Origin of the sequence: Schaalia suimastitidis DSM 15538, from assembly GCF_000429105.1 — a bacterium.
GTDB lineage: Bacteria > Actinomycetota > Actinomycetes > Actinomycetales > Actinomycetaceae > Pauljensenia > Pauljensenia suimastitidis.
This window is the reverse complement of record NZ_KE386848.1, coordinates 517,937-533,284: the sequence shown is the minus strand read 5'-3', so window position 1 is coordinate 533,284 and position 15,348 is coordinate 517,937. Positions and strand designations below refer to the sequence as shown.

The window sequence follows — 15,348 nt, the reverse complement described above, 5'->3', positions numbered from 1 at the left end:
AACCGTCGTGGCGCGCAAGACACCACTCAAGCCTCAGGTGACCTATGTAGCGCCTGTGGTTTTTCTTGCATGCCTCATCGGCCTGTGGTGGGTAATCACCGCTTTTTCCGGCATCGAAGAATGGCGACTGCCCGGACCTGGGCAGGTCGCAGCGCAAGCAATCGACATGCTCAGCCACACGTGGATGTGGCAACGTATCGGCATCACGGCCCTTGAAGCGCTCCTAGGAAGCGCCATCGGTGCGAGCCTTGCATTGCCGCTGAGCTGGCTCATCTACCGCAATGCTGTACTGTCTGCCGCCGTGGAACCTTTTCTTGGTGCCACGCAGGCATTACCTGCGATCGCTATCGCGCCGCTCCTTGTCCTTTGGATTGGATATGGAACGTGGGCGATTGCAATGCTATGCGCATTGATGGTCTTTTTCCCCATCCTTGTCTCCACCGTAGTGGGGTTGCGTCACCTTGATCCAGAGGTGCGCGAGGCGGCCGAACTGGACGGCGCCTCGGGGTGGACCATGATTAGACGCATAGAGATGCCACTTGCCGCCCCCTCAATCCTTGCGGGTCTACGCAACGGCTTTACGCTTTCGGTCACAGGTGCGGTGGTGGGCGAAATGGTAATGGGCGGTTCGGGCCTTGGCCAGGTGTTGGTTCAGGCACGCAATAACGTCGATACCTCCTCCCTATTCGTGACAATCTTCATCCTCGCCACCATGGCGACGTTGGCCTACGTCGCTGTGTATCGCATTGAACGTCGCCAGCGCCGCGACATTTCACCACAGCAAAGGAAAAGCCGATGATAACGTCACGTATACGCCGTTTCACAGCCCTTGGAGTCGCAGCACTCTTCGGCCTCACCGCCTGCACCGCCTCGTCACAAGAGACGGGTACGACAACAGGTAACGCCACTGACGGTGTCACCCTTGGGTTGACCTATATCCCTAATGTCCAGTTTTCTCCAGTCTATGTTGCCAATGAGCAGGGGCTGTACGCAGCTGCTGGTACCGAGGTCACTGTGCGCCACCACGGCTCAGATGAAGGCCTGTTTACGGCGTTAGTGTCGGGCGAAGAAGATATTGTTTTGGCATCAGGCGACGAGGTCCTCCAGGCACGCGAGGCTGGAATGGACCTGGTATCGGTCGCAACCTATTATGCGAGCCACCCGGTGACCTTCATTGTGCCGACGGAGTCTGACATTGCGAGCCTTTCCGACCTTAAAGGTCGTCGCATAGGTGTGCCCGGCGAATACGGCTCTAACTGGTACGCGCTATTAGCGGTCCTGGCCAATGAGGGACTTACCCGCGACGACGTTGAGGTGGTATCAATTGGATACACCCAACAGGCTGCATTAGCAGGTGGCCAAGTCGATGTTGTCGTCGGTTTTTCCAATAATGACCTCGTACAGATCCAAGCCTCAGGACAGGAGGTTCGTGCACTCAACCCCGACCCTGAACAACTGCCACTGGTATCAGCTTCACTGGTGACAACACGCACTTTCGCACAGGAACACCCAGATACGCTGCGCAGCGTGATAAAAGGGACGACGGACGGTATCAATGCCGTTATTGCCGATCCTGAAGTGGCTATCACTGCCACGCAAACGCTTGATCCGACCCTCAGCGGTGAGGCAGTTGACACGGCGCGTGCAGTACTTAACGCCACCATTACCTTGTGGCAGAACAGTGACGGCACGGTATCTATGCGGCAAGATGAACGCAAATGGGCGCAGATGGCGGCATTTTTCCTCACGGTACCCAACGTGCTTTCGACACCCGCTGACCTTGGTGCCGCGATGTCGAATGACTACGTCAGCTAATCGAGGTACAGGCGGCTTTGGGACGGTCGCCACGCGATTGCACATGCACCGTTGGCAGACTCCGTGGGATATCGCTTGAGAGACAGCACGACTGCGTGTGGCGCGCAGTGACATGCACGCTGATCGCCGACAGGATCACGCTAATGCAAGGGCGTGATTCCGCCTACTGGTTGGCTTTCACTGTCACAAGGCAAAGAGGGTTAGGCTGGGTAGGTGAGTAGATTTGAGGAACTTTTTGCCGAACTATCAGATAAAGCCCGCACCCGCCCAGCCGGGTCCAGCACGGTTGACGAACTTGACCGGGGTATCCATTACATTGGTAAAAAAATCGCGGAAGAAGCCGGGGAAGTGTGGATCGCTGCCCGCTATGAATCGGATGACGACCTGGCATTGGAGATCTCACAGCTCCTGTACCACGCGCAAGTGATGATGATTGCCCGTGGCCTCACCCTTGATGACGTCTACTCAAAGCTCTGAAAGAACACGAATGAATACTGACATGCTGCGTATCGCAGTACCCAATAAAGGTTCACTATCGGAACCTGCGATTGCCCTGCTTGCCGAAGCCGGTTATAAAACGCGGCGTCGCGGACGCGAACTTGTACTCACTGACGCTGCTAATAGCGTCGAACTCTTCTTCTTGCGTCCGCGCGATATTGCAGTGTATGTGGGCCGTGGGTCTATACATGTGGGCATTACGGGGCGTGATCTGCTCCTCGACTCTGAAACACATGCCGTTGAACACCGCAGCCTTGGTTTCGGGCGTTCCACATTCCGTTTTGCTGCTCCCAGCGGCACGATGAGCGACATCAGGCAGATCGAAGGTAAACGCGTTGCTGCATCCTACGACAACCTTGTCCGCAACTACCTTGCTCAGCGTGATATTGAAGCCGAGGTTGTGCACCTCGACGGTGCCGTGGAATCATCTGTGCGTCTAGGCGTTGCTGATCTCATCGCAGATGTCGTCGAAACAGGGTCAACGTTGAAGGCCGCCGGCCTTGACGTATTCGGTGAACCGATCCTGTCGTCAGAGGCCGTCTTGATTACCCGTGAAGAATTGCGTGACGACCCGCGTATTGCCATCCTCGATCGGCGTCTGGAAGGCGTTCAGGTAGCCCGGGCATATGTGCTGGTTGACTACAACGTTCGTGAGGTCGATTTAGAAGCGACGATCGCCATCACGCCTGGATTTGGCTCGCCAACAATCAGCCCATTAGTAAATACACAATGGATTGCGGTGCGTGCGATGGTACCAGCCAAGGGCGTGAATCAAGTGATGGATGAGCTTCACGACATGGGTGCAAGGGGCATTATTGTCACCCAGCTTGCCGCATCCCGTCTCTAAGGCAGCGGCACGGCCATCCCATAAGCCGCCTGAAAAAACCCGACGTGTTGTCATACACCGCGCCTTTTTGTTGCAGTCAGCCCTAGGATGTCTGTGTGAGTGCTGCCGTTTCAAGTAATCAGCGGGTCCTTGACCTGTTTTTCGCGCTCCTTGGCACTAGGCGCGGCAAAACGAAGTCCGAATTGGCGGCCCTGCCAGGTTATCGTGACCTTGACGAACATAATTTTGAGGCACAATTTGAACGCGACAAAGATACCTTGCGTACCATTGGTGCCACCTTAGAGGTGATTGGCGCATCGCACCGCTACCGGATTGCTGAGGCTTCATTCCCGCATGGAATGGACAGCCTCGACGATACAGATAAAGCACTGATCAACATGGCGGCTCACGCCTGGCAAGGTAATGACCTCAGCCTCATTACGCCCAAGCTTGCGGCCACCACCTCCTCACCACTTACACGCCACACGATGCCCTTTAATCTTGACCTGGAAGGGGCCGACGTCGTTGCCGACCTCGCCCAGGCAATTATGCAACGCCGCGTTGTCGCCTTCACCTATAGCAGCCTTTCAGGCAGTGCAGAGCGCGCTGTTGAACCGTGGCGCCTCATCATTCGCTTTGGTCGGCTCTATCTGTGGGGTTTCGATCTGGACCGCTACGACCAGCGTCTTTTCCGGCTTTCGCGGGTGACCTCGGCAGTTGAATATCTTGGCGACAGCGCCGATGCAGCACCAATGCCGGAGGGGCTGCCCGATCCTTTCGACGCGTTGACGGTTGCTCCGCTACTTCTTATTCGACACGATGCGGCCGCCTACCTTGCCGCCTATACGCAACGCGTGGCGGCGCCTCGTGAAGCACCTGATGGGTGGCATTACTATCAAGGACACGCCGGTGAGTACGGCACGTGGATGACGCGGATACTGCGTAAGGCCAGCAGCGTTGTCGTCATCGAACCCGCGTTGTTGCGTGCGCAAATCCTTGACCGTTTACGCTCGGCAACGGAGGTGCCCCATGCCTGAATATGTGGGCAGTGCAGTGGTGCGTCTATTGTCGATGGTGACATGGCTGGGCGCGCATCAGGGGGCACGTGTTGACGCGCTGGCTCAGCAATTTGGACGCACACAACGACAAATTCGCCGTGATATCGAGTATTTGGCCAGCGTTGGTGACTCTTTACCTGGTGCTTCCTTCGAAATCGATTGGGAGCGCTACTACGCAGATGACGCGCTGTATATCCGCAGCACCATGGGATTAGAGCTTCCCCCACAGTTCACATCCGATCAGGCTCTCGCCATAATTGTGGGCCTGACAGCGATTTCCGAGGCCCTTGATCCTACGTTGCGCGACCGCATTATCCGGATCGCCTTGGCCATCTACCCGCACGACACAGCACAAACGCTGACCGTGTCGTCACATGCGGGGGTGCGGCATCTACCGACACTGCGGGAGGCTATCGAAGGAGCACACCGTATTGCGATGACCTATCGCGACGTGAAGGGACGCCACAGTCACCGGCATATTGACCCGTGGACACTGTCACCGCGCGGTCGAATGTGGTACCTCACGGGTTGGTGCCACACAGCCAACGCGCAACGTTCTTTCGCTGTCGACCGCATCGATAGCGTAGAGTTGCTGCCCGAAGCAATCGACCATACTGTCCAGGCGCACGGTGAAGTCGCGCAGCAGGACGATACGCGTCAGCTACTAGTGACACTCAAAAAAGGTGCGCAGTGGATCGTGGATGATTATCGACTTGAGGTGCACAGCGAAACGGCACAGACGATGACGGTGTCGATCCCCGTGTGGGACCAAGAATGGGTGGATGCGCTGCTCATTGATATTAGTGCGCATATCATTGATATTCCGCCTGACGTCCGCGACCGAATCCGCGAAAAAGCGGATCAGGCGCTTGACGTATGGACCAGTATTGGAGGACACGAGTACCCATGAGCCCTGCCCGGCGTCGCCGCAGAGCCACCGCATCGAGCGCGGAACCACCGCGCACCCAGGACATGGAGTTGTTAAGTCCCTCCCAACGTTTTGCTGCCTTCAAATCCGCGCAAGCCGAAGAGGCATCCCTACGTCACCAGTGGACGGCGCGTCTGCCATATCAGCCAGATACCTTCCAAGTGGAGGCAATGGATGCCTTAGAGTCCGGCAACACCGTACTTGTTGCGGCTCCAACTGGTGCTGGAAAAACTGTTGTCGGTGAATTTGCTACCTACCTGGCGCTACAGGCAGGTAAACGTGCTTTCTATACGACGCCGATTAAGGCACTATCGAATCAAAAGTACTTTGATCTGCAAAAAATATTTGGTGAACATACCGTGGGCCTGTTGACGGGGGATGTGTCGGTCAATCCTGGCGCTCCCATCGTGGTGATGACCACTGAAGTATTGCGCAATATGATCTACGCCAATGCAGATCTCAGCGACCTGAGCCACGTCATCCTTGACGAAGTCCACTACCTGGCGGACCGGATGCGGGGACCTGTGTGGGAAGAAGTGATTATCCACGCTCCCGACCATGTCAACATTGTGGCGCTGTCGGCGACGGTTTCCAATGCTGAAGAATTTGGTGCCTGGCTTAATGAGGTGCGGGGTTCCTGCTCGGTGATCCTCTCAGAAGACCGGCCCGTGCCGTTATTCCAACACATGATGGTGGGCGATCGTCTCCTTGACGTATACGCGCCGAGCCGAAAAGGTCACGGTCCCTCAGCTCGTATCAACCCGCAACTGCTGTCGGCGACTTCACCTGTTGGTCGGCCCCGTGGAACAAAAGCTGGCGGTGTGCGGGAGACGCGTTTAGGTGTCCTTGCAGCGTTAAGAGGGCGCGACCTACTGCCTGCGATCGTCTTTATCTTCTCCCGTCAAGGATGTGAGGACGCGGTGAGGCAGGTGATGGCAGGTGGCTTAGTACTCACTGATAGGCGCGAGGCGGCGCAGATCCGCATTGCCATTGACGAGGTGATGGCCAGTATCGACGTAAGAGATCATGCGGCGCTTGGACTTGGAGCGTGGGCGCGTGCCCTTGAAGCCGGTGTGGCAGCGCACCATGCGGGGCTGTTGCCGCTGATTAAGGAAACCGTTGAGCGGCTCTTCACCCGTGGCCTCGTAAAGGTCGTTTTTGCAACGGAAACCCTTGCGTTAGGTATTAATATGCCAGCACGCACTGTGGTCATTGAGTCTCTTTTCAAGTGGAATGGTGCGCAGCATGTGATGCTGTCAGCGGGGGAGTACACTCAGCTTTCTGGCCGTGCAGGTCGACGAGGTATTGACACCGAAGGACATGCAGTGGTGCTCCATCGCGGCCAGGTTGCCCCCGAAGAACTTGCGGCCTTGGCTTCAAAACGCACCTACCCGCTGATCAGTGCTTTTAGGCCCACCTACAATATGGTGGCAAATCTGCTGACCCACGCCACACGGGCAGCAACGCGTGAAGTTTTGGAAACGTCTTTCGCACAGTTTCAGGCCGATGGTGCTGTTGTCACATTGGCGCGACAGGCACGTCGAGCACAACAGCAGGTGGATCTGCTCGCGCAGGAACTGCATTGCGATGCTGGAGATGCGCAGGAATACTTCGCTTTGCGGGAAGAAATTGCGCGCCTTCAAAAGGAACAGGCCAAAGCGCGTACGCAGATCGACCGAGACCGCGCCGTGAAGGACCTTCATCGGTGCCGACGCGGCGATATTGTGCGTTACCGCAAAGGCAGACGAGTCCTTCATGCCGTGGTCTGTGAGACCGCGACGGGAGCAGGGCATAACGCTGTGGGTGTGCGCGCCCTGGGCACTGACGGAAAATGGCACCATATTGGCGCACATAACGCCATGCAGTGGATTGGCGTAGTGGGACGCATGACGGTGCCGACGCCGCAAAACCTTCGCCGAGCCTCGGTTCGCGCCGCAATTGGAAACGAATTGTCACACCTTGTGCGTACGGGGAGTCTTGAGGTGCAGGGCAGTGGTGACACGATATTGCCGTCTAGCGCCACGGAAGAACTTGAACAACGTTTGCGTGCTCATCCAGTCCATCGCTGTCCAGAACGCGAAAGCCACGCACGTGCTGGGCATGGGTGGGCGCGTGCGAAACGGGAGGCGGATAGGTTGCTTGCCGCCATTGACGGGCGTACGAATTCGGTGGCTAAAGAATTCGATAAGGTCTGTGACGTTCTGGACCGTTTGGCTTTTCTCAGTGGCGATCAGGTCACTGATGCTGGGCGTGCTTTGACCCACGTCTTTGGCGAAAGAGACCTTGTGATCGTCGAGGCACTGCGCGGCGGTGCTCTGCGTGGCCTTGATGCGGCTCAGCTAGCGGGCGCGGTTTCGTGTTTCGTATATGAGTCACGAGGCGAAGCGGGGGAGTCCGCACAGGTTCCTTCAAGGATTGAAGGACCGCTGCGTCAGGCATGGCGTGAGGCCTGCGGAGCCCATGAGCGTATCGCGAAGGTTGAGGCTGAGGTAGGGGTCGCACATATGACTCCCTGCGTGGATGGTGGCATTATGGCCGCGACCGCCGCGTGGGCTCGTGGAGCATCGTTGACGACTGCGCTGAGTGAATGTGATCTGGCGGGCGGCGATTTTGTGCGATGGATGCGTCAAGTCATGGATCTTCTTGACCAGTTACGACATGTGGGAGACGAGGCGTTGGCTCAGCGTGCGCGTGAGGCGCGCGACGCATTAGCTCATGGGGTGGTGTCATGGTCAGCACTGTGAAAGACAAAGCTCGTCGTGCAGGTGGCAAGAAGCGGCGTTGGCTGGGCGATAGTGCTGTGGCTTCCATATCGGGCGCATTGCTGTGGGCATCATTTCCTGATGTTGGACTGTGGTTCTTGTCTTTTGTGGCACTTGCTTTGGTGTTTTCGCGTCTGGAGAATGCCACCAGTGGGCGCGCGTTACTTATTGGAACCTTTTTTGGCGCAGCTTTTTGGCTTCCGCATATTACGTGGGTCTTACCTGCCACAGGCGGATGGCTCCCGTGGGTGGCTTTAGCAACAACGCAAATCATTGCGTATGCGCTGTGGGCATTTTTTGCGTCACGTATCCGTTTCCTGCCTTTTGGAAAGACTTTGTTAGGCCAAGTGCTCGGTGTGGCCAGCGTGTGGGTCGGTGTTGAGCAGCTGCGTTCTTCTTGGCCCTGGTCTGGGTTTCCGTGGGGCAACCTTGCATATCCGCAGGTGGACAGCCCGCTGGTGACATTTGCTCCGCTGGGTGGGGAAGTGTTGGTGTCTTTCACAGTGGTGGCAGTGGCAGTATTGTTGCGCCGAGGCTTCGCGTTGGCGCCACAGTATCATGGTGTTTTGGTGCGCCTGTGGGCATGTGGTGCGGTTGTGACAGTATTCGTTGTGGCATCGACGATGTCCCTGCCGAAACTGCCAGAAAGCGGAACGCTCGGTGTTGGCGTCGTCCAAGGAAATATTGAATTACCTGGTGCAGCGACCTACAGCATCGAAGGTAAAGTAACAGCAAATCATGTATCTGAACATCGTCAGTTTGGTGAGCAGGGGAGTGGTCTTGATCTGATAATCTGGGGCGAAAATTCCTTGGATCGTGACCCTCGGGTCAACGCGGTTGTGCGTGAGCAGGTCAGCGCCACTGTCGATGCAGTAGGCGTGCCGACGTTGGTGGGTCTACCTGAGTATCGTGACGACCAGCGGTGGAATTGGATTGGTATGTGGTATCCGCATACAGGCTTGTCGGATGTGCTTTATGGGAAGCAGATACCTGTGCCCTTCGGTGAATACATTCCTTGGCGTGGCCTGGTGTCGGCCCTTGCGACCGAGGCTGCTCAAATCAGTGTTGACCTGGTAGCTGTTGACAATCCTGCGTACCTGGAGGCCCGACTTAATGATGGTCGTGTAGTGCCGATGTCTGTCGGTATTTGTTTTGAAGTGGCCTACGAGACGCTTCTGGCTGAAGGTGTGCGTCAAGGTGGCCAAATCCTCGTTATTCCAACAAATAACTACCATTTCGCGCGCACTGCTGAGCCCGCACAACAAGCCCAGATGCTGCGTTTCCGTGCGGCGGCATTTTCTCGGGCAGCAATACAAGCCTCAACGACTGGTGAGTCGATGCTTATTCGCCCTGACGGATCTATTCAGTCAGTCAGTGGCAGGATGACTGCTGCGCACCTTCAGGGCATTTTGCCTTTACGTACCAGCATGACACCGGTGACGAAATATGCCACCTACTGGCATTTAGGTGCCCTGGTTGTAGGTGGCATATATGCGGTAAGCGGTCTGGTTTTTAGCCTTTACGGTAAGCGCCTTCGGGGCGCAGGCGGCCCTCGCGCAGCAAAGCGAGCTGCTCGTTAAGCACTTCGTCGAGTTCTTCTAGGCTGCGGCGTTCGCGCAGCATATCCCAGTGGGTACGTACCGGCTTAATGACCTTGGGTTCGTCATCTTCAACAGTATCGCCAAGGAGCTCAGCGGTGATTCCGCAGCGACATTCCCATGTTGCTGGCGCGGTGGCTTCGGTGGACAGGGTGACTTCGAATTCGTGACCGTTGGCGCAGGCGTAGCGCACGATATAGCGGTCAGCGAAGACAACGCCATCTTCGGATTCCATCGATTTAGCGCCGATTTGCATCCCTCGAAGTGCGCGATCTGCCACGGTTTCCTCCTAGTGCTGTCCTTCAGGCATGAACCTGTATATTCTAGCGTATTGTGCACATAGTCTCCTGTTTGTGCAATACCTGAACCTTAAATGCCGATAATGAATATTATGTCAGAAAGGGTTGTTATGGGCAGTGCGTCATCAATGCAGCGATACTCCTCTATCGCACTGCGCTGGCGCGGCACCTACGAGATTGCACTCGTTGCAATGGCATGTATTACCTACCTCGTCTTGTGTGCAATGGCTCCTGTTCGCCCCGCCTTAGCTAAGGCAAATGGCTGGGCCATCTATCACCTTCAGCGCGCATATGGGTGGACCTACGAAATTGACCTCAACCGTTGGCTGATGCGTCAATCTGAAATGCTTGCCGATATTGTGACGCTGTTCTACACAATCTCTTTCTTTGTTGGCACGGTTGCCGCTCTCGTGGTGTTATGGCACCGAAACGCCAATCATTATGCTCTCAGTCGCAATGCCTTGTTTGTGATGACCGGTGGTGCCGCCATTACCTATTGGGCGTTCCCTGTGGCGCCGCCTCGCCTGTTGGACGGTTCACCATTTGTTGACACTGTGGCGCACGCAAATTCAGGTGGAACGGTATATGCCAGTTTTATGTCAGATTTTGCAAATGCCTATGGCGCTATGCCTTCTATGCATACCGGTTGGTCACTATGGGTGGCATTAAGTTTGGGAGCATTTGTTTATCGCCGCTGGTGGCAGCGCATTATCTTGAGTCTTTACCCAATCTTTACCGTTTTGGCGATTATGGCAACGGCCAACCACTACATCCTCGACGCCATATTCGGTGCACTTTACTGCCTGATTGGCTTTGGTGTCGCCATCCTTATTGCGCGTTATGTCAGGCCTCTCCCCCGTCGCCGCAGCCTTCGCCAGACATCACATTGAGTCCATCCATGCCTGCTGTGGCTGCCTACGCATTGCCGCACACCGCGGCTGGGCTTCATCCATAGCGCGTCACACACAATTTTGACTACAACGTCCGATCCTGACCAAAACGCATCACGTGCCGCTAGGCTGGTCACATGAGATTTGGCGTTGACTTCGGGACATCTCGCACGACCATTGCATCATGCGATCGCGGCAATTATCCGGTGGTTTCATTCGAAGACCATCAAGGGGATATCCATGACTACATCCCCTCGATTGCTGCCCTCGATGGCGACCATTTGGTTTTTGGCTTCCAAGCACAAGCCTTGGCAGCGCAGGGCGCGCCAGCCCTTCGCTCTTTTAAACGCCTTCTTTCTGATCCGCAGGTCACCGAACAGACGACAATACGTCTCGCTCGGCGCGATATTGGGCTGCTGGACTTGGTGACCCGTTATCTCGCGCATGTTGCCGATACCTTGCGCTACGCCTCGTCAGCGACAAGCGAGTTAGGTAAGGGCCCCCTGGAAGCCGTTATCGGTATCCCCGCACACGCGCATTCCGGGCAGCGTTTCCTCACCCTTGAAGCTTTCCGCAATGCAGGATGGCACGTTCATTCGATGATCAACGAACCATCCGCTGCAGGTTTCGAATACACGCACCGACATGGCGGCACACTCAACTCGAAGCGGACCTCGGTGCTGGTATATGACCTAGGTGGTGGCACGTTCGACGCCTCGCTCGTACATGCGCGCGGCACCTCCCACGAGGTACAGGCCTCTCGTGGCCACAATATGCTTGGAGGCGACGACTTCGACCTCGTCCTTGCCCATGTCACCTTGCAAGTCGCAGGTATCGCCGCTGCACAACTTGGTGACGCGGGTTGGGCAGAGCTCGTGGAACAATGTCGCATCGCCAAAGAATCCCTGAATGCGCAGACACGGTTTCTCACCTTGGAAGTGCAAGGTAAAGCCATTAGTGTGCCCGTTGCCCAGTTCTACGACGCAGCCACCTGCTTGGTGGAGGAAACCTTCACGACAATGCTTCCGCTGCTTCATACCGACGCTGATGGTGACGCTCAGCTCGGCGCTGATATTGCAGGGCTCTATGTCGTTGGCGGAGGCGCGGAACTTCCGTTGGTCTCACGCCTCCTGCGGACGCGTTTTGGTCGGCGTGTCCATCGTTCACCGCATGGCTCGACGTCCACCGCCATCGGTCTGGCAATTGCGGCAGATCCAGACGCCGCATTCACCTTGCGCGACACGCTTGCCCGAGGCGTTGGCGTATTCCGCGAAGGTGAAGCGGGCGCTCAGGTAACCTTCGACAGGCTATTGACACCCGATATGCGCCTGAATCTGGATGGCACAATGACCTTTACGCGCACCTACAAAGCAGCGCACAATGTTGGCTGGTTCCGTTTCGTCGAATATTCGCGCACAGACGAGGCGGGGGTTCCATCTGGCGACGTACTCCCCTACGGCGAATTGCGGATGCCCTTTGATCCTCACCTGCAGCACGGCACGATCGACCTATCGGTGATCGCTGTTGAACGAACCTTCGACGGGCCGCGGGTACAAGAGCGGTATAGGGTGGATACTAACGGGATAATTGATGTTGAAATCGTGGACCTTGACACGGGCTACTCGGTACGACAAGGTCTGGGACACCCGCATTAAGAAATTGAACGCTTGAGGCGTCGCCGTTGAGCAAGGTCATCAATAATAGGTGCCTCGGCTTGCTCTACGGGAATATCGGCAAGTGAGCCTTCAACTTCGCGCCACACGCGACCCACTGCGATACCGAAGACACCTTGTCCGCCTTGGAGAAGGTCAATGACTTCATCGGTGGATGTGCATTCATATACCGATGCACCATCACTCATGAGGGTGATTGAGGCTAGGTCCTCCACTCCCCTATCTTGAAGTTGACTGACTGCAGTGCGAACCTGCTGAAGTGAAACACCCGTATCCAGCAGTTTCTTCACAATTTTTAGCACAAGGATATCTTTGAACGAGTACAGACGTTGTGAGCCTGAACCGCGGGCCGCGCGCACAGAGGGCTGCAACAAACCCGTTCGTGCCCAGTAATCCAACTGACGATATGTGATGCCAGCAGCAGCACAGGCGACAGGACCGCGATACCCAAGGTCGTCATCTTGGTCTGCTAAGGTGTCGCCAAAAAGGAGTCCTTGGCGCGCGTGAGCCAGACCAGACCCTGATGTGCTGTTCACAGCGTCTCCTCTAGTGCAAAACGGGATAAGCAATACGCTTAGTACGCTATGCCGTTAACGGGCCAACGTCAACCACCGGCGCGGCGCGCCTCAACCTCAAGTTGAACTTCAAGGTTTAGCTATTGAGTTGAGACAGCGAAACCCGAAGCATTTCCCGATGTAAATCAGCCAAAGCCTCGCCAAGTTCAACGCAACGAGCGGCGGCACGTTCCTTATCGGCCGCCCGTGACCGCGACCGTTGCGATGACAGTGTTTGATCAATAAGGTCAGCGCTGCGCTCAGCACCGTTACGTACCGAACGTAAAATACGTGGGTCGATCCCCTGCCCCTCTAAGGAAATAAGGATCTGCACCACCTGGACGCACCGTGCAGGAAAATAGCCACTTAAATCAGGTGTGATCAAGCCTAAGCGCGTGTAGCGCCTGAGGTCCTCGATATCAGCGCCAGTTAAATCCGCCAGATCAGTTGCCGGTATCGCCGGTCTATTACCGGTGGAGACAACATGGCCTTCCGAGGCGACAATGCGTGCAGTCGGACGAGGCTCCACCGTGTGCCCTGCATCCAGCGCACGCAATTCGTCGCCAATGACCCTTAGCGGAGTGAAAGAGTCACGTTGACGCGACAAGATGTACCGCAATCGTTCAACGTCGGCAGCGGAATACTTGCGGTAGCCAGCACCCGAACGATGCGGCGACACCAGTTGTTGGTCCTCTAGATAGCGAATTTTCGACAGACTAATTGCCGGGAATTCCTTTTTTAAAGTGTCAACAACCTGACCGATAGTCAGGGCCGGATCACGCGAGACGCCTCGCGGCCACGGTTGAATATCGGCTGTTGCAAGATGATGAACGGGTGATGCGCTCATGCCTGTGCGGGAGAAGGATGATATGTGAGGCGGTATTTGCCAATCTGGACTTCGTCACCAGCGCTCAACACGTAGCTGTCAACACGTTCGCGGTTGACATAGGTGCCGTTGAGGGAACCCGAATCACGCACCATATGGCGTCCCTCATGAGGAAGGAACTGGCAGTGCTTGCGTGAAACAGTGACGTCATCAAGGAAAATGTCAGACTTCGGGGAACGGCCCGCATTAGTTGTCTGTGTATCCAGCAGGAAACGCGCGCCAGTATTGGGCCCTCTTAACACAATGAGGAGCGCTGACCCGGCGGGGAGGGCTGCAACTGCGTCGCGATCACGCGGCGACAAAGGAGGAAGGTCACCAACAAAGTCATCAACTAAAGGTGCACCGAAGACAGAGGTCAAGGTGGGGTCGAATTCCTGAGTGTGTTCCATCTGTTCCTCCCGAGCATGTCTGACTGTGCCATTGTAGTGCGTCAACGGCTGCGCCGCTGAGGCACGGACACATCAATATGTCGTCAATTATTCAATCGTTGCCCACTGATGCTGAAACTCAGGGGCCACCGAGGTGATGTGAATGTCATCTTTGATGATGACATCAACGGTTGCGTTCTTTGCGCGCATCTGTGCCGCCGACCCGGCTTGTATTTCTAAAGCGGTAGCAATAGTTTGCGCAGGTCCAATAATATTCCACCGGTATGGGGAACTGATCAGCGTCCCATCGAGGTAAATCCCTGAATCATTCGACACGAAGGACGAACGCATCGTGACGCGTAATCCGTTGAGTTCGATGGCTTCAGCACCAGCATTACGCAATTCACCAAGAGTCATCACAAATTGCGTTGCGGTCAACGATCGTGTGGGATCGGTGGCGATCAGTAACACACCTTCGCCGTGGACAGGCACCGCACCCGACAAGATCTGAGCCACTTCCGTAGCGGCCCGAGCTGCTTCGGCTGCTGCTTCCTGTTCGGATGCCGCATTTTGTAAAGCGGTCAATTGACCTTGCAGGTCATTGCGTTCTTGTCGCAAAACCTGTTCACGAGCATCCAATTCGTTAAGCAAGACCACAAGGTCTTCTTGATCGAGGGTTTCAAGTGGATCGAGGCGCTGCGCTTTCACTTGGGTAACAAGTGCCACGCCCAAAGAAAAGCAGATAACAAGCAAAAGGACATGTAGAGCACGAGGCGTCGCTAAGATTGCGTCCCTTAATTTACGCCACGATGGTGCCTCAGGTACCTGAGCCTGCATATCGGATGTTTTTTCGTTCATCTCACGCCTTGAGCAGTAAGCGTCGAATGGATGCAGTATTGGAGAAGATACGGATCCCAAGGACGACGACGACGGCGGTCGTCATCGCTGAGCCGACCCCAAGCTGTGTACCCAATAGAACCAAAAGGCAAGCAACGACAACATTCCAAAAAAATGACGTCACGAAGACGCGGTCTTGAAATTTACCTTCAAGCCACGCACGAGCAGCACCAAAGAGGGCATCGAGTCCGGCTACAACCGCAACAGGAAGGAAGGGCTGCATCCATACTGGCACAGTAGGGTCAATGAAATAACCGAGGATCAGGCCACATATTAAGCCAAGTACGGCGATCATC

General features: G+C 55.8%; 16 protein-coding genes. 10 read left to right on the top strand and 6 right to left on the bottom strand.

The annotated features are described in order from the left end of the window. Positions 1-7 precede the first annotated feature (7 nt). The 8 genes from G438_RS0109255 (at position 8) to lnt (ending at position 9,467) form a co-directional block, all read left to right on the top strand. A complete protein-coding gene (locus G438_RS0109255) occupies positions 8-799 on the top strand; it encodes an ABC transporter permease (protein ID WP_026461070.1) in 792 nt (263 codons plus the stop codon). Then, positions 796-1,815, top strand: a complete 1,020-nt coding sequence (locus tag G438_RS0109250; RefSeq protein ID WP_026461069.1) for an ABC transporter substrate-binding protein — start codon at positions 796-798, stop codon at positions 1,813-1,815. Before G438_RS0109255 ends, G438_RS0109250 begins: the two co-directional genes overlap by 4 nt. A 213-nt stretch (positions 1,816-2,028) precedes the next feature. Further along, positions 2,029-2,292, top strand: a complete 264-nt coding sequence (locus G438_RS0109245; RefSeq protein WP_026461068.1) for a phosphoribosyl-ATP diphosphatase — start codon at positions 2,029-2,031, stop codon at positions 2,290-2,292. A 22-nt stretch (positions 2,293-2,314) separates the two neighbouring features. Further along, the gene (gene hisG / locus G438_RS0109240) at positions 2,315-3,160 is read left to right on the top strand and encodes an ATP phosphoribosyltransferase (RefSeq protein ID WP_026461067.1); all 846 of its coding nucleotides are present in this window, start codon (positions 2,315-2,317) and stop codon (positions 3,158-3,160) included. 95 nt (positions 3,161-3,255) lie between these two features. After that, positions 3,256-4,176 (top strand): helix-turn-helix transcriptional regulator, encoded by a 921-nt coding sequence (locus G438_RS0109235; RefSeq protein ID WP_026461066.1) that lies wholly within the window; start codon positions 3,256-3,258, stop codon positions 4,174-4,176. Further along, complete coding sequence (locus G438_RS12115) at positions 4,169-5,107, top strand: helix-turn-helix transcriptional regulator (protein WP_051259465.1); 939 nt, start codon at positions 4,169-4,171, stop codon at positions 5,105-5,107. Before G438_RS0109235 ends, G438_RS12115 begins: the two co-directional genes overlap by 8 nt. Beyond that, complete coding sequence (locus G438_RS0109225; protein WP_026461065.1) at positions 5,104-7,869, top strand: DEAD/DEAH box helicase; 2,766 nt, start codon at positions 5,104-5,106, stop codon at positions 7,867-7,869. Before G438_RS12115 ends, G438_RS0109225 begins: the two co-directional genes overlap by 4 nt. Continuing rightward, positions 7,854-9,467, top strand: coding sequence for an apolipoprotein N-acyltransferase (gene lnt / locus G438_RS11650; RefSeq protein ID WP_051259464.1), 1,614 nt, complete (start codon positions 7,854-7,856; stop codon positions 9,465-9,467). The genes G438_RS0109225 and lnt overlap by 16 nt, the downstream gene beginning before the upstream one ends. On the opposite strand, the gene G438_RS0109215 is transcribed toward lnt, so the two are convergent. Further along, the gene (locus tag G438_RS0109215) at positions 9,400-9,765 is read right to left on the bottom strand and encodes an RNA polymerase-binding protein RbpA (RefSeq protein WP_026461064.1); all 366 of its coding nucleotides are present in this window, start codon (positions 9,763-9,765) and stop codon (positions 9,400-9,402) included. The two genes, lnt and G438_RS0109215, sit on opposite strands and share 68 nt — an antisense overlap. Before the next feature lie 111 nt (positions 9,766-9,876). Between G438_RS0109215 and G438_RS0109210 the strand changes: the two genes are divergently transcribed. Together G438_RS0109210 and G438_RS0109205 are read left to right on the top strand one after the other, a co-directional pair. After that, on the top strand, positions 9,877-10,674 hold the full coding sequence (locus tag G438_RS0109210; protein ID WP_051259463.1) for a phosphatase PAP2 family protein: 798 nt from the start codon (positions 9,877-9,879) through the stop codon (positions 10,672-10,674). Between the two features lie 137 nt (positions 10,675-10,811). After that, positions 10,812-12,329 (top strand): Hsp70 family protein, encoded by a 1,518-nt coding sequence (locus tag G438_RS0109205; RefSeq protein ID WP_026461062.1) that lies wholly within the window; start codon positions 10,812-10,814, stop codon positions 12,327-12,329. Here G438_RS0109205 and G438_RS0109200 read toward each other — a convergent pair. The 5 genes from G438_RS0109200 to G438_RS0109180 form a co-directional block, all read right to left on the bottom strand. Further along, a complete protein-coding gene (locus tag G438_RS0109200) occupies positions 12,326-12,883 on the bottom strand; it encodes a MerR family transcriptional regulator (protein ID WP_276201444.1) in 558 nt (185 codons plus the stop codon). The genes G438_RS0109205 and G438_RS0109200 overlap by 4 nt on opposite strands. 115 nt (positions 12,884-12,998) lie before the next feature. Continuing rightward, positions 12,999-13,748 (bottom strand): transcriptional regulator FtsR, encoded by a 750-nt coding sequence (ftsR, locus tag G438_RS0109195; protein WP_026461060.1) that lies wholly within the window; start codon positions 13,746-13,748, stop codon positions 12,999-13,001. Then, complete coding sequence (locus G438_RS0109190; RefSeq protein WP_026461059.1) at positions 13,745-14,176, bottom strand: FHA domain-containing protein; 432 nt, start codon at positions 14,174-14,176, stop codon at positions 13,745-13,747. Before G438_RS0109190 ends, ftsR begins: the two co-directional genes overlap by 4 nt. Positions 14,177-14,263: 87 nt before the next feature. Then, a complete protein-coding gene (locus tag G438_RS0109185) occupies positions 14,264-15,013 on the bottom strand; it encodes a DUF881 domain-containing protein (RefSeq protein ID WP_026461058.1) in 750 nt (249 codons plus the stop codon). Between the two features lies 1 nt (position 15,014). Continuing rightward, positions 15,015-15,347, bottom strand: coding sequence for a small basic family protein (locus tag G438_RS0109180; protein WP_026461057.1), 333 nt, complete (start codon positions 15,345-15,347; stop codon positions 15,015-15,017). Between the last annotated feature and the right edge of the window lies 1 nt (position 15,348).

Excerpts from the sequence above, each read along its gene's own strand:
- G438_RS0109185 (WP_026461058.1), bottom strand. The coding sequence starts at position 15,013 with ATGAACGAAAAAACATCCGATATGCAGGCTCAGGTACCTGAGGCACCA.
- G438_RS0109225 (WP_026461065.1), top strand. The coding sequence starts at position 5,104 with ATGAGCCCTGCCCGGCGTCGCCGCAGAGCCACCGCATCGAGCGCGGAA.
- G438_RS0109250 (WP_026461069.1), top strand. The coding sequence starts at position 796 with ATGATAACGTCACGTATACGCCGTTTCACAGCCCTTGGAGTCGCAGCA.
- hisG (WP_026461067.1), top strand. The coding sequence starts at position 2,315 with ATGCTGCGTATCGCAGTACCCAATAAAGGTTCACTATCGGAACCTGCG.
- G438_RS12115 (WP_051259465.1), top strand. The coding sequence starts at position 4,169 with ATGCCTGAATATGTGGGCAGTGCAGTGGTGCGTCTATTGTCGATGGTG.
- lnt (WP_051259464.1), top strand. The coding sequence starts at position 7,854 with ATGGTCAGCACTGTGAAAGACAAAGCTCGTCGTGCAGGTGGCAAGAAG.
- G438_RS0109210 (WP_051259463.1), top strand. The coding sequence starts at position 9,877 with ATGTCAGAAAGGGTTGTTATGGGCAGTGCGTCATCAATGCAGCGATAC.
- G438_RS0109190 (WP_026461059.1), bottom strand. The coding sequence starts at position 14,176 with ATGGAACACACTCAGGAATTCGACCCCACCTTGACCTCTGTCTTCGGT.
- G438_RS0109205 (WP_026461062.1), top strand. The coding sequence starts at position 10,812 with ATGAGATTTGGCGTTGACTTCGGGACATCTCGCACGACCATTGCATCA.
- ftsR (WP_026461060.1), bottom strand. The coding sequence starts at position 13,748 with ATGAGCGCATCACCCGTTCATCATCTTGCAACAGCCGATATTCAACCG.
- G438_RS0109180 (WP_026461057.1), bottom strand. The coding sequence starts at position 15,347 with ATGATCGCCGTACTTGGCTTAATATGTGGCCTGATCCTCGGTTATTTC.